Raw genomic sequence first — 21,247 nt, 5'->3', positions numbered from 1 at the left:
CCACACTGCAGGCCCATCACAGACGGTGACCAACCGTCAGGCCGTCACCGTCACACCCCCACTAAATTCGAAGACCCCGCAAAGCTCGCCGAGCCCCTAGCCGAGAACGAAGCCAGGATCCACGCCACATGCACCGAGTAGCTCGTCCGCAAGGAGTGCCTGTGCTACGAATCATGAGGCGTGGAGGATTGGAAGATGGGCTGGATAGTGTCGAGGTACGCCGACGAGGAAGGCAGGCCAGTTGCATGGCGGACGAGATCGTTGTCGCACAGACGACCATCGACGACGAGGACAAAGCGATGGTCCTGGCGCGAGGCGCAGTCGAGAACCATCTAGCCGCCGGCGCCCACATTGACCCGCCGTTGACCGCGGTCTACTGGTGGAAGGGAAGGATCGAAACCACCCGCGAATGGCGGATCTCATATAAGACGTCCTCCGATCTTCTGCCGGAGCTTGAGACTTGGGTGGCCCAGGAACACACCTATGAGGTTCCGGAGTGGGTCGTCCTGCCAATTGTTGGCGGGTCCGACGCCTACCTGTCGTGGGTGGTCGACGAATCGACCGCAAAGTAAGCCGGAGGATGAGCGTCCGGTTGCTTTTGACGACGCCGGGTTGTTCGCCGACCGGGCCGACGTCCGCGTCTGAGCCACGGCATCGGGCGGCAATGCGGCCTCCCATTTTGCTAACCCCAGGGTTCGGAAGGAGTCCTACACCGGCGTGGCGGACTGCCACTCTCGATCGAGGATCGCGTGCACTACGGAGTCCCGCCATCTGCCAGCTTTCAAAACGTGCTCGCGGATCACTCCTTCCTCAACCATCCCGACAGCCGCCATCGTCTTGGCCGAAGCGTCGTTAAGAGGAGACCGCGCTCCCCAAATGCGGTGAAGGCCCAAATCGTCGAAGCCGACGCTGAGCAGCAACCGCACCATCTCCACGCCGTATCCGACGCCCCAGGCATCTGGACGCAGCGCGAAGCCCGTGGTGGCTGCTCGCTGCTGATGCGGATCGGCAGCGAGACGGCCGAACCCGATCAGCTCGTTCGTGTCCCGTTCGATGACGGCGAGAGCGTATTCGATGCGCGGAGTCGCCTTCCCCGAGGCGATCGACCTGGCCACCATCTGGGTCACCTCTTCACGGCTACGCTGTTCGAACGACAGGTGCTCCGTAGCTTCGGGGCTGCCGTAGATGGCCAGCACCGCATCCACGTCCTCAAGGGCGAGTTCACGCACAGCAAGGCGTGGGCCAGAACGTCCGACCGGATGCATGGAATACATCACATGATCCCTTTCCAGCTCCAGGGACGCGGCTCGGCACGGCCGCGCAGGCAGTCGACGCGGTACTGTGCCTCGGCTTGCCACACCGGGCGCGTTGCGGCGTGCTGGGCCGCATAGGTGGTCATGCGCAACTCACGGGCTCCAGCGAGGAGGTCATACCCCTCCCACTGTGTGACGTCCATGCCGTACGCAGCACAGAACTCGGCATACTCCGCTGCGGTGACAGTACCGGTCGTGGACACCTTGACCGCGATCGAGACCAGATCCCATTCTGGCGGCCCGACGGAGGCCCGCTCGAAGTCCAGCAGTACCGGCCCGTCCGTCGTACGTACGACGTTGCCCACCCACGCATCACCGTGTACGACACACTCGGGCAGGCCCTGGGGCCGGCGCTCCCACTGCTCGCGAAGTTCCGCATGCCGGTCCCGCAACCAGGCGCGATCGTCCTCCGACAGCGACGTGGCCGCCTGGATCCGCTCAGACACCCGGACGAACGGGTCCAGCCGGTCGAGCGGCAGGTCCGGCACCGGCAATGGGTGAAGTTGCTTCAGCAGCGTCACGACGTCCATGACGTTGGCGATCTCGTGCGGCGGGAGCTCGGCCCAAAAGGTCACGGGCTGGCCTCCGGCCTCGATGGGCTGCTCAAACGGCAACGCTCGCACGGCCGACACTCCATTGTCGGCGAGCCACCGGGCCACGAGGACCTCACGCAAGGCTGCCTTCCACTGGCCAGCGCGGGCGATACGGACGATTACATTGCTGGCGAGACGCCAGATCTCATTCTCGGCGAGGCGGACAGGCTCGGCGCCTGCGGGGTCGAAGTCTGCAAGAGCGCAGGCTTCTTCTAATACGGCACGGGCGGGTACAGCCGAGATCGTCATATCAGCAAGGTAGTCGTGAACCGCTTGTGCTGGTGAGGGTTGCAACGCCTGACCAGCCTGGCGCCGGACTGCCTACTCGCCCTTGGGCTCGCCTGCGGCCAGCCTCGGGCCGATCCGGGCACACCGAGCGGCGTAAGCCTGAAGATGCAGACTCTCGAATTCGGCTCGGTCCCAGTGCTCTGGCCGCACCTCCCCGTCCGGCCAGATGTACGCCAACCCGTTGCCGCCGGTCGAGAGAGCCACCTCCCGCAACTCGTACCGGTTGTCCTCGAACGAGTCGAGCAACGTCCATTCCTGGTCGGTCAGGTCGGTGAGCAAGAGGCCGGCCGCGGCGGTTCCGGGCGCGGCAACGAGTCCGGGATAGACCCGGCCTTCGAGCACGGCAGCGCGCCACCCCGGTGCGGAAGCAAGAATGTAGGCCGGTACTCGCCCCAACAGAGCTTCGAGGACGACAGCGAACTGAAGCGTGCCGTAAACGAAGAGCTCGCCAGGCGCATCGGAGAGGCGATCGAGACGGCTGGAAGGCTGGACCAAGGTCATGCCTGCAAGGTAGTCGTGATCCGGCGGCACGGGTATGCCGTCTCCTTCATGTGACAACGGAGGTGGCACGGTGAACCGGCCGCGCGTGGTTCGCTCGGGATGGGCGTCCCGTCCGGGAAGCCGCGCACAGCATGGCCAGCCGCTGGGCGGTACAGCTACAGGGTCTCACCGGGGATGGACAGGTACATCTCGCGGAGCGCGCTCAGCACAGGGTGAACAGTCGGCAGTTCCTTGTCGTCGATCGCCGACAGGGCGCGTACCCCGATGCTGGTGTTCGTCGCAAAGACCGCCGCCATACGCTTGGCCTGGTCGATGGTGACGGGGACAGTGCGGTGCTCAACGCCGTTGGCGTTCTTCTGAAGCAGGGCCATCGTCACACCGGGCAGCACGGGGGCCTGCGGCCACACCACAGTCCCGTTGCCATCGATGAAGGCAGCGTTCCAGGTGCCGCCCTCGCTCACGAGACCGTCGCGGCCGACGAACAGCGCGTCGCCGAACCCCGCGCGCTGCGCTGTCCCACGGGCGTGCAGGGCACCGAAGAGACCGACGTGCTTCACCTCCGGCAGGTCGCGCTCGTACGGCACGCTCATGGCGCGCAGCGGTTCCGGGGGCAGAGCGCCGGCACCCCGCACGGACACCATGATGTGCGGCTCGTCAGCGTTGGCCGGGTGCCCCATCTCCACCTTTGGGTCGTAGATCGTGACGCGGACGACGCACGGGCTGCTCTGCCCCTCCAGGGCCCGGCGGACGTACTCGCGAACGAGCGTGGTGTCCAGATCCGCGCCCCACACGGTCTTGCAATCCCGTACGAGCCGTTCCATGTGCAGGGAGAGGCCCCGGATGGTGCCATCGCCATCGATGCGCATAGACGTGAAGTGACCGAAGTTGGTCAGGGCCAGGGGGAGCAAGTCGTCTGCGGACACCGGCTTTCCATCAAGAGTTGCCATGCGGCCCAGCATGTCAGGACCGTCCGCTGCTGCGGCAACCCCGGTCACTCGCCGTCTCCGAGCTCGTCACCAACGCCGTCGAGCACCGGACCGGAGACGTGGGCCCCCGGGTCCACCACCACGGACAGCGAGTTGCGGATCGAGGTCACTGACGACGTCCCGACCCCAGCCGATCTGCGCTCCTCATCACTCCTTCTCTGCCCAGTAGCTCTCCAGCATCTCGCCAGGCCACGCGGGCTCGTGAACCGGGCCGCGCGGACCCATCTCGATGAAGAACGGAGACAGGTCGTAAATCTTGGTGCCGACCACGGCGTCCAGGTCGGTCACCCGCAGACGGAGGCCGTCGACTCCCAACAGGCGGGGGAATGACTGTGCGAGCTGATTGGGGCGCCGGTGGTTGCGGTGTGCGAAGGTGCCTGTTGCCGGCCATTGCGGGTTTCCGCGCGGGCTGCGAGCGTGGTACTCGACGTCGCTCGGGGACGCTTGGTCGAAGTGCCAAACGACCACCAGATGAGAGAACTCTTCCAGCCCCTGCACAGAGTCGAGCGGAAACTCATCCTCATCGAGCTGAATTACCGACTCGACGCCACCCCAATAGTCATCGGCGACCTCCGTACGGCCCGCGACAACCTCCCCGATCGGCTTGATCTCCAAAGCCATGGCCCAGCCTTTCGACTCCGTCTCAACGACACTTGCGATCAATCTACTTGGGCCAGATATGCGGACGCACGGGCATCGAGTACGCCCACCGCGGGGATGCCGCGCTTCCGGTAGGGCGACAGAAGTCGTCGCATCTCGACGACCCTCTGCCGCGCACGGCCGGAGTAGATCCCGTCCTCCATCGCGTCCAGGACACTGGTCCATGTCGCGCAGGCTTCTTCGACGCCACCTTGTGCGATTTGCGTCGCGCCCATGTACCCGAGGGTCACCGCGTGCGTCCGCCGGAACGCAGTTCCACGCGTGCGCACGGAGCGCCGGAACTCCTTGATCGACCTCTGGTGATCACCGAGATCCCGCAGCGTGCATGCGGTCTCGTGTGCCAACGACGCCTCACCGAAGAAGAACGTGCGGTCCGGCTCCCTGATGCCGTCATGGGCGTTCGACAGATTGTCCTCCGCTCGCAGCAGGGCCCGGACCGCCTCTTGGTTGTGGTCATTCGCAGCGAGAGTCCGCGCGTGCACTACACCCAAGAGAGCACGTTCCCGGGGCGTGGCGGCTGCGTACCGCTCGCCGTGCACCGAAGCCTGCGCGATCTGAAGGGCTTCTCGTCGGAAACCAAGGTCGAGTGCCTGGTGCGCCATGGCCCGCAGTATGTGTCCGATCAGGGGTGCGTCGCCGGAGCGCGCTGCCAGCTTCACCGCGGCATTGAAGCGCTGGAGCGCGATCGCATGCTCGCTGTTGTCGAAGGCCATCCAACCCGATAGATACGCCAGTTCGGCGGAGGCCGCGAACATGGCACGTCGGGTCTCATCGTCAGCGAACCTGCCCCGGAGGAAGTTGTGGGCCTCATTCCGCAGGTACTCGTCGACCGCGCGCCGGCCGTGCCCGCCGCCACGCCGCTGGTCCATGCGCGAGAACGCTAGGGTCAGCTCCCGTACGGTCTCGACGTCTCCCCGGCCGACGCGCTTGCCCGTCGACGGCTCTTCGGCTGGTGGCCGCGACATGGCGTCCCACCACGTCTCGTCCGGCAGGATCAGGGCCGCCGCGGAGTACACTCCGCCTGCCACCAGGCGGCGCCGGTCCGGGTCCACGCCACTCCCTATGTCGTTCAGCGTGATCAACGGATCGACGCGCCAGTCCAGCGCCCCCTGCGCTGGTGAGGTGGAAGCTGCGAACCCGATCTCTTGTGGCGTGATCTCACGCTTCAAGCGGCGGGACAGCGCCTGGCACAAGATAACCGGTGCGATTCCCGTCGGCTGGGTGCCTCCCACCCACATGCTCACGTGGGAGCGCCCGATCTTGGAGTTTTCCCGGACCTCGCCTTTCAGTGTCTCCTCGGCGACTCGGTTGTACGCCGCGGCAGCCTGGGCCCGTGACCAGTGAGCTTCCTCCAGCAGTGCGGCTAGCTTCTCGTTCCGCTCGCGCGCCATCCTTGCGCCCCCACCAGTGAACTCGATCTTTGACCACGTTGACCGACCTGCGCTCGCTGGAAGCCCAAGGCCAGCCACAGCTCCAACGCTAGACTCAACTAGCCGCCCACGTTCGACATGTGGCAGAAAGTCACCTCACGGGGCAACCTCTGGTCATTCAAGGCGGCCGGGCTCAGGTCGGTGGGAGAGGAGCCGGGCGCGGCCCTCTTGATGTCTCAGGTCGGACGCTTGACCATGACGGCGTACAGCGGGGAGTCGTCGGACGGTTTGGCCTCGTCCTGCTTCTCATAGCCCCACTGCTCGTACAGAGCCTGCGCACGCGCTCGCCAGAACACGGCAAACCATCGAGGCCACGGGCACCAGAGCGCCCGAGGTCGTGAGCTGGATCGAGGAGTCCCGTCGATGGACGTTCGGATGCGTGGAGTCGACGAGGAACACTCTACGGCGGAGGTCCTTGCCACCGTGAGCTGATAACTACGCTTGCCCTCATGGCGACTAACAGCGTGAGCGTTCGCACCCTTGACGGCCTGCACCTGGCGGGCACCCTTGTACGTCCCCAGAAACCGACACCGTCGGCCGTGGTGCTTGTGCACGGCGGAGGCGTCACCCGTGAAGAAGGCGGCTTCTTCACGCGGCTTGCAGGCGGCCTTGCTGACGCCGGTATCGCCTCACTCCGGTTTGACCTACGCGGCCATGGCGAGAGTGAAGGACGGCAGGAAGAGCTAACGCTCTCGACAATCCTCAACGACATTCGCATCATGCTTGCGCACGTCCACAAAGCGACTCAGGCCGAACAAATCACGTTGCTAGGCGCGAGTTTCGGCGGCGGTATCTGCGCCTACTACGCCGCAAAGCGGCCGAACGAAGTTACTCGGCTCGTGCTGTTCAATCCTCAGCTGGACTACAAGCGGCGGACTATCGACAGTCGGCCGTATTGGACAGATGACGTCATCAGCGAGGAAGCCGCCCAGGAACTCAACGAGCGCGGCGCACTTCAGTTCACGCCAACGCTCCGCCACGGGCGGCCCATTCTCAACGAGGTGTTTTGGCTTAATCCCCATGAAGCACTCGGGGAGGTTCAAGCACCAACTCTCATCGTGCACGGCACGGCTGACACGCTCGTTCCGTACGAGTCCTCGCGCGTTGCTGTCGAGCAGTTCACGGCACCGGTTGAGCTCGTGCCCGTTGAGGGCTCGCAGCACGGTTTCGCTGTCCATGATGACCCGCAATACTTGAACCCCAAGAGCCAGGGATACCAAGCCTTCGTCATCCGCACCGTGATCGAGTGGCTCAGGCAGTAAGCAACTCACGGAATTCGCGAACCGCAGGCCGGCTACGCCACCTATCAAGGGTCAGAAGTACCTCCCCGAGGACGCGCACTGTGCGCTCTGACTTCACTTCGCGCGCCACTTCGGCCGACTCCTTGCCGACCTTCGCGGCTTCATCAGGCTCACCGCTGAGCGCCAATGCTGCCGCCCGTCGTGCATTGAAAAAGCCCGTGTCGCGGCGGGAGAGGCTACCCGTGCTCAGTACGTCGCTGAAGAGATCGACGGCGAGACTCGGCTTACCGGCCTCGGTGTAGGTAATTGCATCGCGGAGCAGGCGCGTGTGCCCCGTGAAGTACGCCCCGAGACTGTTTGGCTCCTCCTCGGGAACGCTGGCCAAGAGGTTTTGTGCCGTGTCCAGTTTGCCGCGCACCACGTCGAGCGGGTCCCCGACCATGGCGCGGCCTAGCGCTTCTTGCTGCGTAACTTCGGCCCGGACACGGACCGGCAGCTGCCAGCGGGCATTGCTGGCAGCTTCGGCAAGCGTCAGCATGCGCAGGGCATCACGCTCGTCGTACGCCATCTGTGACTTTTTGAGAAGTACGTAGCCCTGCATGGCTGCGTTGTCCGCTTCCTGCGCCCACTCCATTGCGCGGTCATACCAGAAGACGGCCGCCTGCGGCTGTTGAATGTCTCGGTACAGCCATCCGGTGAACTCTGCACCTTCCGCACCGACGGCGAGGAGTTCACGGCGCACACGCGGCGTCACGTCCCGAGCATGGCCCTCAATCGCACCCAATATGCCGAGCATAGCCGGCAACGTCTTCTTCGGGCCGAGCGCCCCGTCGTCGCGCTTGGCTTGTTCGAGTTGGCGACGGAAGTAGCTAACGACCGGCCCGTCGAGGTAGCGGGCATCGTCCAGCGCAGCCGCAATGTGCTCTAGCTCTTCCAGCCCGAGGCCAGGCAGCGCGGCGGCTGCTACGCCAGTCCTGAGCAAGTCGCGGCGGTTTATGGGGCTCATGGGGTCTCGCTTGCGTGCGTCCGTGGCGGTGCTGTCCGCCGAGTGACCAAGTAGCGTGCCCAAACCGCTCGCTGCAAGGGTCTCAGCGTTTACCGGCACCAGGACTGTCCGGCCGTGGATAACGATCGGCAGCATCACGCCGACCTGCGGAGCCTCTTTCTGAGCGGACGACGTTTCTTCGGGTGGTGGCACTACAGGAACAGCCTCGGTAGAAACTTCCTGCATTGACCTGGGCAACTTGAACCACAGTAGGTCTGCCGGAATCCGCAGGCTATGCGCCCACCTCATGAGTTTGCTGAGGTCTTGCGGAGGTTTGCCGCTCTCAATACGGCTTAGTTGCGCCTGATTGAGTCCGAGCCATACCGCCATGGCTTCTTGCGAGAGCACACGGCCATGCCACGGATGCGTGCGATAGGCGTAGAACACCCGGCCCATGTGCCAACTACTCAGCGCTTCACGCATGGTGGGCCGCTGCCAGAACTCCGGGGGCACAACGGGCGGGGAGGCCACAGCATGAGCCCGGTCCTTACGGAGGCAGAGGGCGCACCGGTTCGCGTAATTGTCCCGTGCCAACCGCGTGCCACAGGCGCAGTGCCGAACCTGCCCAGTTGCCATGTGCCGTACCCCGCTCGTCTGGCGCTCCGCTCTGGGAGCCCAAGCCTAGAGACGCTAGATGTCCGCTGTCCGGCGGTCCATGCGTCTCATGCATACCCGCTCATACAACGACGCAATGACGCAAGAGGGTTCGCGGCCCTCATGCTCCTAACCGTGCTTCGCCCAGCAATCGACAGCAAGGGAGCACCACCATGGACCCGGGAACCCGTCGTCAATCGACGGGAGTTGGCCGCGCAGACCGCTGTGCACTGGATCCATGCCAAACGCACAACGTTGACGAGGCAGCGGCCATGCGTGCCCATCCCGCGCGCACCACGCCACCCGCTGCGTCGATGTCCGCAGACGATCTTTGACCACCTTGACCACCTCCGATCTCTTGACCCCATTCCAGTCACCGGGATTAGGCGGTTCGCTCTTGTAGGCCGGCTACTCGACGAGCGGGAGCACCCCCACATGAACTCCTCTACTGGCAGATCCACTGTCTCGAGCGCCGTACTGCTGGGCGGCGTCGGCCCGCAGTGGCACGGTGGGACCGGCCCCCGATGAGCGCCGCCACGGCCGTCGCCATGGTCGCAGCAGAACTCGTGCACCAAACCGCCCTCGGTTTCGCGGTGGCCTTCACCCCGGACAAGGCCCGAGTCGGACGCATGCGGCGGATCACCGCCGCCCACTTGCGGCTGTGGAGAGTACCTGGGCCGACCGCGGAGAACATTGTGCTCGCCGTCTCCGAGCTTGTCGCCAATGCCATCGAACACGGCTGCGGAGACATCGAGTTGACGGTCCTCTACTCCTGCGGAGAGGTACGGGTCGAAGTCACAGACGGCAACCCGGCGCCAGCCAAGCTCACCGTTGCGGACGACGAAGATGTCTCCGGCCGCGGGCTGTTCCTCGTTGCCGTCCTCGCACAGGACTGGGGCGTCAGCGCCGACGGCAGGTCGACGTGGTGCGTCTTCGGCGTTCCTACGAGGAGGTCGTGATGATCGCAGTCACGCGAGAAGCTGCCTCAGGACTAAGCCGGCGATGCTCCACCGAAGTAGTGAGTCCACTACCTGCATCGCCGTCCCCTCCCGAGATTTCAGGGTCGTCTGGGGGAGCGACGGAACGACCCAGCCGCAACGGCTCACCGTTGTTGGGTCGTTCGGCCCTGATGGTTGTGCAACCAGTGGGACGTCCCAGGACGTCCCGACCGGGTCCTGCGGCGCGGTACCGGTGTCTGCGGGCCCCTTGGACGATGCCCATGTAGCACGCTGCGCCGTGCTTCACCCGGACGAACCGCCCTTGTCGGCGAGTGGCGGCTCGAAATGCCTCGGCGGCTCCTCCTTGAGGGCCGCCGAGGTGACACCCCGATCGCTAACTTCGTATTCGATTAGTGGAGTTACCCTTATGCCTCGCACCACGGCCTCGGCCCACCCAGTCGGCAGTGGGCAGGTGGACGGCGTGTCCTGGCCGGAGGGCTCATTCAGGGAACTGAGCCTTGACCTGAGGACCGTTGTATCGACCCTCACACCTGGACCATCGCCTGTCGGGGTGCAGGAGACCCTTCACCGCGAAGTGACCAGACTGGTCTTCGCCGAGACTGCCTCCGTCAGCGAAGACCCGGACGAACGACACGTCCAACTGCTCCTCATGCGCGGTCACTTGATGCGACTACTCGGAGCAGTCGTTCCTGTCGATGCCAACGAGCCTCCTCTGGAAGACGCTCGATTGGTCATACGCGTGCGTGCGCTACTCGACGAAGAGATTCCCGGCGACACCGTGCGTGCGGCGTCCCTGCACCGGCGGATGTCCGAGGTCGGGCGGGAGCTGCTCGCCGTCTTTCCTGCTGTCGACGCCTCTGCCGACATGGTCGACGGCTGGGGCAGGATTGTGTGCGCCGGGTTCGATTCGACGCGTATCCGCGAAGCCATTCGTGCGGCGAAGTCCTGGGAGCACGGGGGGGTGTACCCGCATCCGCACACCCTCGCGGCGGTCACGCGAGCGCTCAGCGGCTACGTCACGACGCTCGTCCCCTACGTCTCGATCCACTTGGAATCGCTCGCCGCCGGGAGTCGCGGGTGGTCCGCATGCGGTGAGGCGATCGAACGCTCGCAGGAGGCCCGCGACGTCGCTCCGGGAGAGGGGCTCAAGGCGGCGAGGGAGCACGCATACCGTCTCGCCGTCCACACCGAGACCCTGGTGCGCTACGCCGAACAGGACTGCGAGCGGGACGGTGCATGACATGACCGGGTCCTATCGCGCGGCGCCTCCTCAGCGGATTCACCGTGTTCCGGCCGCCCCACCGAATTCGGGCTCACCCCGCAAAGACGAGCCGGCCCCAGGGCGCGTTCGACGTGGCTGGCGACAGGCTCGCGAGCACCGGGGCACCGTCCTCCTCGCTACCGCCATCAGCCTGCCCACCGTCTACGTCCTCGCCGAACTCGCCCTGCAGCTCTACGGCGGTTCGTAGCTCACGCCCCAACCAGCCGACCAGCGAAGTGGGCCGGCCCCGATAAGACGACGACTGTGCCAGAACACCAAAGGAGTACGACCATGCCGGCCCCGGACGAGACCATCTCGCCACCGCTCTCCCCTCAGGAGCGGGAGGCTCTGCTGGGCATCTCTCAGGGAAAGACGACCGCAGAGACGGCCTGCGACATGGGAGTGTCCGACAGCACGGTCAAGACGTACATCCTCCGGATCGGCGGAAAGCTCGGAACTTCCGAGCGGGCGAGCATGGTGGACCTCGCCTACCGTCGCGGGCACTTGGACGTCCCCGGGCCTGTGGACTACGCCGTCGAGCTGCCCAAGGAGCAGCGCACCGTCCTGGCCGGGCTCGCCGGCGGACAGACCGTCCAGGAGATCGCGGCCAGCGAGAAGCGTCCGCTGGACGACGTGCGCAAGGACGCTCGACGCCTGCTGCGGGCGCTGGGTGCTGCCTCGGCCGCACACGCGGTCACGCGAGGATGGCAGTTCCGTCTCCTGGGCCCCGCCATCGACCGTCAAAACTCCGGAGACGTCGTCGCCATGGCAGGACAGGCATGAACGCCCGCGTCGAGGCCGGCAGCCTGCGACCGGGCAGTGGCCACGTTCACCAGCACGCGGGGGACGCGTTCACCTGCGACCGGCGGCAGGACTTCGTGCCCCACGTGATCCGGACGCACCGAGGTGGTCGCTGGCGCCGGGTGGACAGGAGCAAGAACGTCGGCGAGTGGGCGAAGTTCGTCCATCGCTCCGAGATGCTCGTGTTCGACGTCGACGACGGTGGGGAGGGCGGCCCGGGCATCGTCACGGGAGTGATCCCGTCCAAAGAAGACGCCGCGGCGCGCCTGGCCGCGCTCGCTCCCGTACCGGGGACGTCCGTTGCCGAGATCGGAACGGACTGCGGCTGGACGGCAGCCTTGTTGGACCACCGCCTCCAGGGCGGCCAGGTGGTGACGGTCGCGGACACAGAACGTCTTGCCGAGATCGCCCGGCAGCGTCTACGCCCCTACCCGCGGGTTCGGGTGGTCAGCGGGTCTGAGGCTGGGGTCTTGGGATCGGCGGGTTCGTTCCACGGGCTCCTGTGCCATCGTGCGGTACGCCGTGTGCCGTGGGAGTGGGTCACCCGGGTTCGTCCGGGTGGCCGACTGTGTCTGCCGGTCCGTACCGCGCTGGGCGGATCCAGCACGCTGCTCGTCCTGACCGTGGCGCGGGACGGGGCCTCGGCCAGTGGCCGTTTCCACGCCGGACCGGCTCCGCAGACCGTGTGGCTGCGCGAGCACCGCCCTGGTGAGGGCACCTCCGTCGAGTCGCAGGGCAGCCCGAGGGCGTCGGAAGCCCTGGACGCGAGGGGGGCGCACGTACGGTCGGCGGCCCGGTTGTTCGCCGGCCTGCTTCGCCCTGACCTTCGGTTGCAGGTCGTGCGCGGCGTTGCGCAGCTCGAAGGCGACGTTGCCGACCGCCTGCGTATTCATGACCACCAGGCGTCTCGGGCGGTGGTCTTCCTCCACTCCCCCCGCATCTACGAGTGGGGGCCGCGCGATCTCGGCTCCGATCTGTTCGACGCGTTCGGTCAGTGGCACGCGGCCGGAGAACCAGAGATTGAGCAGCTGGGCGTGACGATCACGGAGACCGAACACACTCTGTGGCTCGGTGCACCGGGCGGTCCGTCGTGGCGTCTGCCCGAACTCCACACGACCACTAACGAGGTGGAGCGGCATGCGACCTGATCATCCGATGCTCCTCCACCCCTCCGCAGCGATCGCCGAGTTGCAGGCACGTCCGTCTAGCGCCCGGATGCAGAACTACCTGCTCGGCGGGCGAGACCACTACATCGTCGACCGTGACGGGGCCCGTCGGGCGGCCGACCGCATGCCGTTCCTGGAGAGCGCCGTGCGCCACGAGCGCATGTACGTGCTCCTGATGGTGCAGGCCCTGGCCATCGCGGGCATCCGGCAGCTGGTCGACTTCGGCTGTGGCCTTCCCTACGGCCCCACGCCGGTGGATGTCCTGACCCGCATTCATCCCGATGCCCGCGCCGTGTGCATCGACAACGACGTGCTGGTGCACACCCACGCCGACGCAATGATGACGGGCAAGGCGCTCGCTGTCGTCGAGAGCCTGTGCGCCGACGTACGCGACCCCGAGTCGGTTCTCGCTTCCAGAGAAATCCTGGAGACGATCAACTGGCGAGAACCGGTCATCCTTCTATTCGGTAGCGTGCTCCACCACATCGAGGACACCGTGGCGCGGCCCCTGGCCGTCCTCGTCGACCAGTACAAGCACGTCGCCGCCACCGGCAGCGCTCTCGTCGTCACGCACGCCACCGCCGACGTCTCGGGCAAGCCCGTGCGCCGATTCGCCAAGACCATGACGGCGGCCGGCTGCCCCGTCCACCTGCGGACGAAGGAGCAGATCGCCCGGCTGTTCGACGGCTGGCAACTGAGCTCCCCGGGCCTGACCGCGCCACAGACACTGGCACTCGAATACCCGGTCCTGCCCCAGGCCGCGTCGTACGCCGGCACGGCCCGAAAGGAGTCCGCGCGTGGCCGAGCTGTGTGATCAGCAGATCGGCGTGATCAAGCCGGTGACCAGCCAACTCTCAATGGTGTCCCGGATAGAATCCGTGACGTCCGGAAACGGGCACCCGGGCGTCGCGGTCACTGACGCTGGACGTCACGTCTGCACCCCGGAGATCCGCATGCCCCACACCCGCGCGTTCGCGCGCGTTCCCGTAAACCTCGTTGTGGGGCGGTTCGCCGACGCCACGCCGCGGTGCCCGCACGCGAGTCGACGTCGGCCGCACCCCCGTCTGGCAGGCCAGCGGTGAACGGGCAGGCAGCCTCGCATCGGGGCGGGGACGACATTGTGCAGCGCCACCGGGAACCGGTCGACGTCCATCTCATCCTGCGGCGTGGCGGCGAGGTGCTGCTGAGCCGGCGGGCGGGAGACACCTACGCCTCGGGCCTGCTGCACATGCCCTCCGGGCACCTCGACGGAGACTTCGAGGACGTGGTCACCGGGCTGGTCCGGGAAGCCGAGGAGGAGCTGGGCATCATCATCCGGCCGGCCGATGTCAGCGTCGCGTTGGTGATGCAGCACCGCAGCCCCGAGGGTCACAACCGCACCGGCTGGTTCTTCGAGGTCACCCGGTGGTTCGGCGTCCCGCGTATCGCCGAACCGGACCGCTGCTCACAGCTGGACTGGTTTGCCCTCCACGACCTGCCCGCCGACATGGTGGCGTACTGCCGGGCCGGCCTGGAGGCGTACCGGGACGGGCACTCCTTCGCCCTGCATCTCCAGGAACCCGACGACCCGATCGTCTACGACGCGAACGGGCCAAGCCGTCTGCACCCCTTGCCCACGCGGGCGCCGGAGCCCTACGCCGTACTGGGTGAGCAGCTCGGCACATTCGCCGAGCAGACCATCGGCCCGCTGAAGGGAGCCACGGATGCCTCCTGGGCGCGGGAGGCTTCCCGCGTGTGGCGGCTGACCGGACGCGACAGCGGGAGCTGGTTCCTGAAGGTTCACCAGGGGCCCAAGTTTCACCAGCGTGAGGTGGGCGCCCTGAGAGAGTGGGCCCCAGCCCTCGGAGCCGACCGCGCCCCGCAGCTCGTCGCCGCCGACCCCGAACAGCTCGCCGTGATCGTCACTGCGCTTCCCGGCCGCGTACTCCACGGCGCCGACCTGAGCATGGCCGCCTGGCAGTCGGTCTACCGCCAGCTCGGGCAGCTCCTGCGGGCCCTTCACCTCGGCGAGCCCCCGATGATGGCGCAGGCCCTGTGCGGGCTGGCCAAGCTGGAGCGGCACCTCGCGGCAGCCGACGGGCTCCTCGAGCCCGGAGAGGAGACGCTGGTGCGGTCTCTCGCCCTGCACCTGCCCCGTGTCCCGCCCGTCCCTCATGGCCGTCGCCACGGTGATGTACAGCGGCGCAACCTGCTGCTCGACGACCACGGGACCCTGGCCCTCATCGACTGGGAACGCGCGGAAATCGGGCCCCTCGTCAGCGACTTCGTGCGCATCGCCGACACCTGGATTGACGCGCCCGAACTCGAAGCCGCCCTGTTCGACGGCTACGGCCGCACGCTGTCCCCGGACGAGGCCCAAGCGCTCAAGGGTCTGTCGGCCCTCGACGCGCTCAGCGGCATCCAGTACGGCGCCACCCACGGCGACCCCGAACTCGTCGAGCGCGGGCATCGCACCCTGCACCGGCTCCGAAAGGAGGCATGACGACATCCGATCCCACGACATCGGAGCGGGTCAATGAGCATGCCTGGCGATAGTACGGGCGCAGGCAGCTCGACCGGTCCCGACCACCACACCTACACCTTCGAACGGATTCAGGAGCTGCCCTTGGGGCGCTGAGCAAACGCCGGCTTCCGCCAGCCGGCATCCATCGCCGAACCACCCTGCAGTTGGCGCCGACGCCGGAGGCGAAGGCGCACGAGGCCCCGTAAGGAACCCCTCTATGACCGATGTGACCGTGGCCCCCGACGAGGCCACCCGGCTCCGCAACAAGGTCGTCGACCAGCTCAAGGCGGACGGCACGATCGTGTCGCCCGCGGTCGAGGCCGCCATGCGCAAGGTGCCCCGGCACCTTGCCGTACCGGAGGCATCGCTCAGCGACGCATACAGCACGTACAACGCCGTGATCACGCAGGAGGACGAGCACGGCAATCACACCAGCTCAGTGTCCGCTCCGCAGATCCAGGCGATGCAGCTGGAGCAGGCCGGCATCCGCCCGGGCGACAACGTGCTGGAGATCGGCACCAACGGGCCGAACGCCGCGTACCTCGCGGAGCTGGTCGGGCCCACCGGTCAGGTCACCACCGTCGACATCGACCCCGCGCCCGCCGACCGAGCCAAGCGGTTCCTCACCGAGACCGGCTACGCGAGCGTCAACGTCGTCGTCGCCGACGCCGAGAACGGCCTTCCCGAGCACGCCCCCTACGACGCGATCGTGGTGACGGTCGGCGCCTGGGACATCCCGCCCGCCTGGATCGACCAGCTCAAGGACGATGGCCGGCTCGTCGTGCCGCTCCGCATCAACGGCCTGACCCGCACCTACGGGTTCGTCCGGCAGGCTGACCACCTCGTCGCCACCAGCGCCCACGTGTGCGGTTTCGTGGCGGCACAGGGCGCCGGCTCCCACACGCAGCAGGTCATGCAGCTGCCCGGAGAGGAGGGCCTCACGCTGCGCCTCGACGAGGGCTTGCCCGCCAACCCCTCGCTGCTGGACGGCGTCCTGAACAGCGCCCGCGCCGAGACGTGGACCGGGGTGACCGTCGCCAGCCAGGAGCCCATCGGCACCCTCCAGATGTACCTGTCCACGCAGGTCCCGACGTACTGCTTCATGTCCACCAACCCCGAGTTGGCCACCGGCAAGATCGGCCCCACGGGCAGCAGCTGGTCCATGGTCGCCATCGACGGGCCGCACTTCGCCTACACCGTCGTGCGCCGCGACACCGAGAAGAAGACCGCAGAGTACGGCGTCCACGCCTTCGGGCCCGACGCGGCCGAGTTCGCTGAGCGAATCGCCGACATCGTCCGCACCTGGGGCGAAAAGGTCCGCGGCGCTGACGGCCCGCGCATCGCCGTCTACCCGGCGGGCACGCCCGATGACCGGATCACCGGCGACCGGATCATCGACAAGAGGCACAGCCGGATTTCGATCTCCTGGCCAGCCGTCTGAACCGCGGCGCTAGGCCAGGGCGTTCTGCACCATCCCATCGGACAAAGAGAGTGATCGCATGACCACTGCCGTACTCGACCACCCCACCGCCCCGGCCGTGCTGCCGGTCGACGGCCTCGCCGAAGACGACTTCGAGCTGGACATCAAGGTCGTCATCTCCGAGAGCCCCCTCACTGTCTTCATGTGCCCCACCAGCGACGGCTGCGGCAACACCTGCGTGAACGGGGCCAGCGCCTGCCAGTCCTCCATCGAGGACGCCGCCTGACACGTGGCGTCCGCCGGGGCGACAGCCGATCATCGCTGCCGCCCCGGCACCCCCCGTCCGCGCACCCCACAACAGGAAGGGACACCGGTGGCCCACGGAGTACCCCTCACGTATCAGTGGCAGCCTGGAATGCTGCTGCGCGCCTCCACCGCTTCCCGGCCGATCCCTGTGCCGGACTTTGACCTGCACGGCGACGACGCCACGATCCGTGGTCGGCAGTGGCTGGAGGAGGTATGGCGCGCTCCAGTGCCGACGGCGCTGTCCGCAGCCAGCCCCGTCCTGTGTCAGCGCGTCGCCGAGATCCTGAACGGCACCGTCACCGACGGCCGCCGTATCAGGCGGGCCGTCCGGTCTGTTGCCGCGTACCTCCTGCGGTGGAACCACCGGCCCACCCCGTTCGGGGTATTCGCCGGCGTCGCCCCCGCTGAGTCCGCTCAAGCCGCCCACATTCTGTGGGGTGAGGGGTACCGGACTGTTCTGCGGCCTGATTCCGACTGGCTGACGGACGTCATTACCCGCCTGGAGAGCCACCCCGCTCTGCTGGCCCGGCTGACGGTCGTGGCCAACAACACCGGCCGCTCCCGCGGCAACCGGCACGTGGTGGACGGGATGCCGACTGACGCGCACACCTCCGGTTACGCCCCCATCGAGCTGTCGGTCCGCCTGACCCGGCCAGTGGCTGCCGTGCTGGAGGCTGCCCGCGCCCCGATCCCGTACGAGCTGCTCGTGCACCGTCTGTCCGGGCAGTTCCCCACCGCACGCCCCGAGCAGCTCGTCGGCCTGATCTCCGACCTATTGAGCAAGCACATCCTGATCAGCAGCCTGTGGCCCCCGATGACGTCCGTCGACACGCTCGCCCACATATGCGATGAGCTGGAGAAAGCAGACGCCACCGGCATACCCGACATCGCAGAGCTGGCCTCCCAGCTCGCTTCGATCCGGGGTGGCTTGAATCACCCGGACACCGTCGCCCCTTGGACGCTCGGAGACCCGCTGACGCAGAGCATGCAGCGCGTGAGTGCCACCGGCCGCGTCCCGCTGCTGGTCGACGCCGCACTGGACTGCACCGCCTACATCCCCGAAGCCCTCCTGGCCGAAGCCGCCGAGGCAGCCCAGGTCATGCACCAGCTGTCGCCTCATCCGTACGGGTATCGGCATTGGTGCGACTACCACCAGCAGTTCCTGGACCGGTACGGCAACGAGGCCCTCGTGCCCGTACTGGATTTGGTCGCGGACAGCGGCCTCGGCCTGCCCGCGGGCTTCCTGGGCTCCGAGCGCGCCCGCCCGCCATATGAGGTGACCGACCGGGACGAGAAGATCCTGCGCCTGCTCCAGGGGGCGATGCTCGGTGGGAGGCGTGAACTGGTCCTCACCCGGGCGACGATTGCCGACCTGACCGCCCACCACACCGAACCGCTGCTGCCCGTGCCCCGGGCTGAGATCGCTGTGGAGATCCACGCCCCCACTCTGGAGGCCGTGCAGGGCGGCGACTACCGGCTGCTGGTCACCGGCGCCCCCCGCCCCGGCAGCAGCATGCTCGGCCGGTTCGCGCACTTGCTCCCGCCGTCCGCTCAGACCGCGCTCACCGACTCGTACGCGACCGCCGGCCCCGGCGCCATCGCGGCGCAGCTGTCGTTCACCCCTCGCCGGCGCCGCAACGAGAACATCGCCCGCACCGTGCAGGTCCTGCCCTTCACCATCCCTCTCGGCCAGCACCACGAGTCCGGCCCCGGCGTGATCCCGCTCGACGACCTGGCGGTGACTGCGGATACCCGCCGGTTCTATCTGTTGCGCAGGTCAACGGGGCAGCGCGTCGAGCCTCGCGTCACCCATGCGCTGGAAGCGTCCGTCCACACACCGCCGCTCGCCAGGTTCCTGGCGGAGATCACCACCGCCCGCAATGCCGCCTACCGGGCGTTCACGTTTGGCGTCGCCGCCACCCTGCCGTACCTGCCACGTGTGCGGTACAAGCGGACGATCCTCGCGCCTGCCCGTTGGTTGCTGTCCGCCGAGGAACTGCCCGGCCGGTCCGCCCCCATGGCCGACTGGGACAAGGCACTGGCCCGATGGCGCGAACGGCTCTGCGTCCCCGATCGCCTTGCTCTGGTCGAAGACGGCCAGCAGCTGCCCCTCGACCTCGACCAGCGCATCCACCGGGCGCTGCTGCGCGCCGGCGTGGACCGCAACCGCGTTGTCGAACTGCGCGAAAGCACCACTGCGCGGGACTGGGCATGGATCGGCCGCCCCCACGAGCTCCTGATCCCTCTGGCGAACTCCACCCCCGCCGACCCGCCCCGCCTGCCGGAGGCCGCTGCCGCCGCCCCCGGGACGCCCGGCCAGCCCACCGTCCTGTATGCCCGTCTGTTTGCACACCCCCAGCGGTACGACGAGATCCTGTCCGGCCACCTGCCCACTCTGCTCGACCAGTTCGCCACCATGCCGCTCTGGTGGTTCAGGCGCCATCGCGGCACAACCCGCCCGGGCTCCGACCAGCATCTGGATCTGTACCTGCGCCTTCCCGATTCAGCCGCCTTCGGTCCGGCCGCCCAACTGGTCACCGGCTGGGCAGACGCCCTCAGCAGCCAACGTCTGGCGTCCCGCCTGGAGTTGGCCACCTACCCGCCTCAGACCGGCCCGTACGGGCACGGCCCCGCTCTGGACGCCGCGCACCTGGTGTTCGCCGCGGACTCGGCCGCCGGCGTGGCGCAGATCCGTGCCGCTGCGGATGACGCCGCCACGGGGCAGGCCCTGACGGCTGCGAGCATGTTCGACCTGACGGTGCGGTTCATCGGCGACGCAGATCAGGCGTCGGACTGGCTGACCCGCACTCTCCCTCAAGAACGCGGCCCCATACCTCGGGATCGAATCGCCCTGGCCCAGGCTCTGGCCGATCCCAAGCACACCGCTCTCCAAGCCCTGCCGGGCGGCCCCGAGGTCGCCGCCGCCTGGCGGCAGCGCGCTGCCGCCCTGACCGCCTACCGGCAGCAGCTGGCCACCGGGCACAACTCCGACAGCGTGCTGCTGTCGCTGCTCCACGAGCACTGCGTGCGGGCGCTGCCCGTCGACCCCGATCACGAACGCGCCACCGGCAGGCTCGCCCGGGCCTGCGCCCTGCGACACCTGGAGCGGCAGCCGTGACCACCGCAACCAGCCCGGCCGTGGTGGCGGACGCCTTCGCCCGCCACCTGGCCACCCCCGTCCCGCCGCCCGAAGACCAGCCCTGGGCGGCGCAGGACCTGGCCGCCGGCGCCGCGGGATCCGCGCTCCTGCACATCGAGCGCGCCCGTACCGGAGACGGCACCTGGCAGCAGGCACACCTCTGGATCAAGACCGCCGTCGCCACCACCGTCAGCGCCGCCGACACCAGCGGCCTGTACCTGGGGGCGCCTGCGGCAGCGTTCATGCTTGACTGCGCCGTCACCGCCGAGGCGCCCCGGTATCAGGACGCGCTGGCAGCCCTGGACCACCACGTGGCTCAACTCGCCCACCGCAGATGCGACGCGGCTCGGACTCGTATGCGCCACGGGCGTCCAGCCAACTTCCGCGAGTACGACATCTTTTACGGGCTCACCGGCATCGGCGCGTACCTGCTGCGCCGGTCTCCGTCCGGCGCCGCGATGGCGCGCGTCCTGGCCTACCTCGTACGGCTGACCCGCCCCATCCGGCACGGTGACCAGGGGATGCTGCCCGGCTGGTGGGTCGATCACCAGCCCGACCTCACCCCGTCCACCGTTCCCGCCGGCCACGCCAACTTCGGAGCCGCCCACGGGATTACCGGCCCGCTGCTGCTCCTTGCCCGCGCCCTGCGCCAAGGCGTGAGGGTCGACGGTCAGGAAGACGCCGTCGACACCATCCTTCACTGGCTCGATACGTGGCGGCAGGACGGCCCCGCCGGATCCTGGTGGCCCGAGCACCTCCGCCTCGGTGAACTCCGCACCGGCCGACCCGCCCAGCAAGGCCCGGCACGGCCCAGCTGGTGCTACGGCACCCCCGGCATCGCCCGCGCCGGGCAGCTCGCCGCCCTCGCCCGCCGCGACCCGGATCGCCAGCGCCTGTACGAGGACGCCCTGGTCCGCTGTCTGACCGATCCCGATCAGCTGTCCAAGATCACCGACGCCGGCCTGTGCCACGGCTGGGCGGGCGTCTACCAGACCGCCTTCCGCGCCGCCCACGACGCCGCCACCCCGGCCCTGCGCGCCA

Annotated in this window: 19 protein-coding genes and 1 pseudogene; 12 read left to right on the top strand and 8 right to left on the bottom strand. The window is 67.7% G+C overall.

Annotation, left to right across the window (positions count from 1 at the left end; all coding sequences use genetic code 11):
* Positions 1-245: 245 nt before the first annotated feature.
* The gene (gene cutA / locus O3Q52_RS24380; protein WP_269650886.1) at positions 246-572 is read left to right on the top strand and encodes a divalent-cation tolerance protein CutA; all 327 of its coding nucleotides are present in this window, start codon (positions 246-248) and stop codon (positions 570-572) included.
* A 135-nt stretch (positions 573-707) separates the two neighbouring features.
* On the opposite strand, the gene O3Q52_RS24375 is transcribed toward cutA, so the two are convergent.
* The 7 genes and pseudogenes from O3Q52_RS24375 to O3Q52_RS24345 form a co-directional block, all read right to left on the bottom strand.
* Positions 708-1,265 (bottom strand): GNAT family N-acetyltransferase, encoded by a 558-nt coding sequence (locus tag O3Q52_RS24375; RefSeq protein ID WP_269650887.1) that lies wholly within the window; start codon positions 1,263-1,265, stop codon positions 708-710.
* A gap of 8 nt (positions 1,266-1,273) precedes the next feature.
* A complete protein-coding gene (locus O3Q52_RS24370; protein WP_119581079.1) occupies positions 1,274-2,155 on the bottom strand; it encodes a phosphotransferase family protein in 882 nt (293 codons plus the stop codon).
* Between the two features lie 72 nt (positions 2,156-2,227).
* Entirely contained in the window at positions 2,228-2,695 is a 468-nt protein-coding gene (locus tag O3Q52_RS24365; protein ID WP_269650885.1) for a gamma-glutamylcyclotransferase family protein, read from the bottom strand.
* Positions 2,696-2,850: 155 nt separating this feature from the next.
* Complete coding sequence (locus tag O3Q52_RS24360) at positions 2,851-3,642, bottom strand: aminotransferase class IV family protein (protein WP_162948198.1); 792 nt, start codon at positions 3,640-3,642, stop codon at positions 2,851-2,853.
* 186 nt (positions 3,643-3,828) lie between these two features.
* Positions 3,829-4,302, bottom strand: a complete 474-nt coding sequence (locus O3Q52_RS24355) for a TrmO family methyltransferase (RefSeq protein ID WP_119581081.1) — start codon at positions 4,300-4,302, stop codon at positions 3,829-3,831.
* Positions 4,303-4,340: 38 nt separating this feature from the next.
* Positions 4,341-5,732: a Tat pathway signal protein gene (locus tag O3Q52_RS24350; protein ID WP_269650884.1), complete on the bottom strand. Its 1,392-nt coding sequence runs from the start codon at positions 5,730-5,732 to the stop codon at positions 4,341-4,343.
* Positions 5,733-5,947: 215 nt separating this feature from the next.
* Positions 5,948-6,052, bottom strand: a pseudogene (locus tag O3Q52_RS24345) (GNAT family N-acetyltransferase); the annotation flags it as partial.
* A gap of 168 nt (positions 6,053-6,220) precedes the next feature.
* Between O3Q52_RS24345 and O3Q52_RS24340 the strand changes: the two are divergent.
* Entirely contained in the window at positions 6,221-7,033 is an 813-nt protein-coding gene (locus O3Q52_RS24340; RefSeq protein ID WP_269650883.1) for an alpha/beta hydrolase, read from the top strand.
* On the opposite strand, the gene O3Q52_RS24335 is transcribed toward O3Q52_RS24340, so the two are convergent.
* Complete coding sequence (locus O3Q52_RS24335; protein WP_269650882.1) at positions 7,023-8,480, bottom strand: helix-turn-helix domain-containing protein; 1,458 nt, start codon at positions 8,478-8,480, stop codon at positions 7,023-7,025. The genes O3Q52_RS24340 and O3Q52_RS24335 overlap by 11 nt on opposite strands.
* A 695-nt stretch (positions 8,481-9,175) precedes the next feature.
* On the opposite strand from O3Q52_RS24335, the gene O3Q52_RS24330 reads away from it, so the two are divergent.
* From O3Q52_RS24330 to O3Q52_RS24285, 10 genes are all read left to right on the top strand, one after another.
* A complete protein-coding gene (locus tag O3Q52_RS24330) occupies positions 9,176-9,610 on the top strand; it encodes an ATP-binding protein (protein WP_269650881.1) in 435 nt (144 codons plus the stop codon).
* 460 nt (positions 9,611-10,070) lie between these two features.
* Positions 10,071-10,850: a DUF6415 family natural product biosynthesis protein gene (locus O3Q52_RS24325; RefSeq protein ID WP_269650880.1), complete on the top strand. Its 780-nt coding sequence runs from the start codon at positions 10,071-10,073 to the stop codon at positions 10,848-10,850.
* Between the two features lie 312 nt (positions 10,851-11,162).
* A complete protein-coding gene (locus tag O3Q52_RS24320; RefSeq protein WP_269650879.1) occupies positions 11,163-11,654 on the top strand; it encodes a helix-turn-helix transcriptional regulator in 492 nt (163 codons plus the stop codon).
* Complete coding sequence (locus tag O3Q52_RS24315) at positions 11,651-12,820, top strand: methyltransferase (RefSeq protein WP_119581086.1); 1,170 nt, start codon at positions 11,651-11,653, stop codon at positions 12,818-12,820. Before O3Q52_RS24320 ends, O3Q52_RS24315 begins: the two co-directional genes overlap by 4 nt.
* Positions 12,810-13,652 (top strand): SAM-dependent methyltransferase, encoded by an 843-nt coding sequence (locus O3Q52_RS24310; RefSeq protein WP_119581087.1) that lies wholly within the window; start codon positions 12,810-12,812, stop codon positions 13,650-13,652. Before O3Q52_RS24315 ends, O3Q52_RS24310 begins: the two co-directional genes overlap by 11 nt.
* 306 nt (positions 13,653-13,958) lie before the next feature.
* Entirely contained in the window at positions 13,959-15,320 is a 1,362-nt protein-coding gene (locus O3Q52_RS24305) for a phosphotransferase (protein WP_269650878.1), read from the top strand.
* A gap of 238 nt (positions 15,321-15,558) precedes the next feature.
* On the top strand, positions 15,559-16,782 hold the full coding sequence (gene fxlM, locus O3Q52_RS24300) for a methyltransferase, FxLD system (protein ID WP_119581089.1): 1,224 nt from the start codon (positions 15,559-15,561) through the stop codon (positions 16,780-16,782).
* 58 nt (positions 16,783-16,840) lie between these two features.
* Positions 16,841-17,047 carry an FxLD family lanthipeptide gene (locus tag O3Q52_RS24295; RefSeq protein WP_119581090.1) on the top strand — a complete coding sequence of 69 codons (207 nt, stop codon included), beginning with the start codon at positions 16,841-16,843 and terminating at the stop codon, positions 17,045-17,047.
* 87 nt (positions 17,048-17,134) lie between these two features.
* On the top strand, positions 17,135-20,185 hold the full coding sequence (locus tag O3Q52_RS24290; RefSeq protein ID WP_269650877.1) for a lantibiotic dehydratase: 3,051 nt from the start codon (positions 17,135-17,137) through the stop codon (positions 20,183-20,185).
* The coding region (locus tag O3Q52_RS24285; protein WP_269650876.1) for a lanthionine synthetase C family protein at positions 20,182-21,247 on the top strand (1,066 nt) is incomplete at its 3' end. The genes O3Q52_RS24290 and O3Q52_RS24285, both read left to right, overlap by 4 nt.

It is taken from the genome of Streptomyces sp. ActVer (genome assembly GCF_027270795.1).
GTDB lineage: Bacteria > Actinomycetota > Actinomycetes > Streptomycetales > Streptomycetaceae > Streptomyces > Streptomyces umbrinus_A.
Note: the sequence above shows the minus strand (reverse complement) of the source record. Positions and strands in the feature narration are given on the sequence as shown.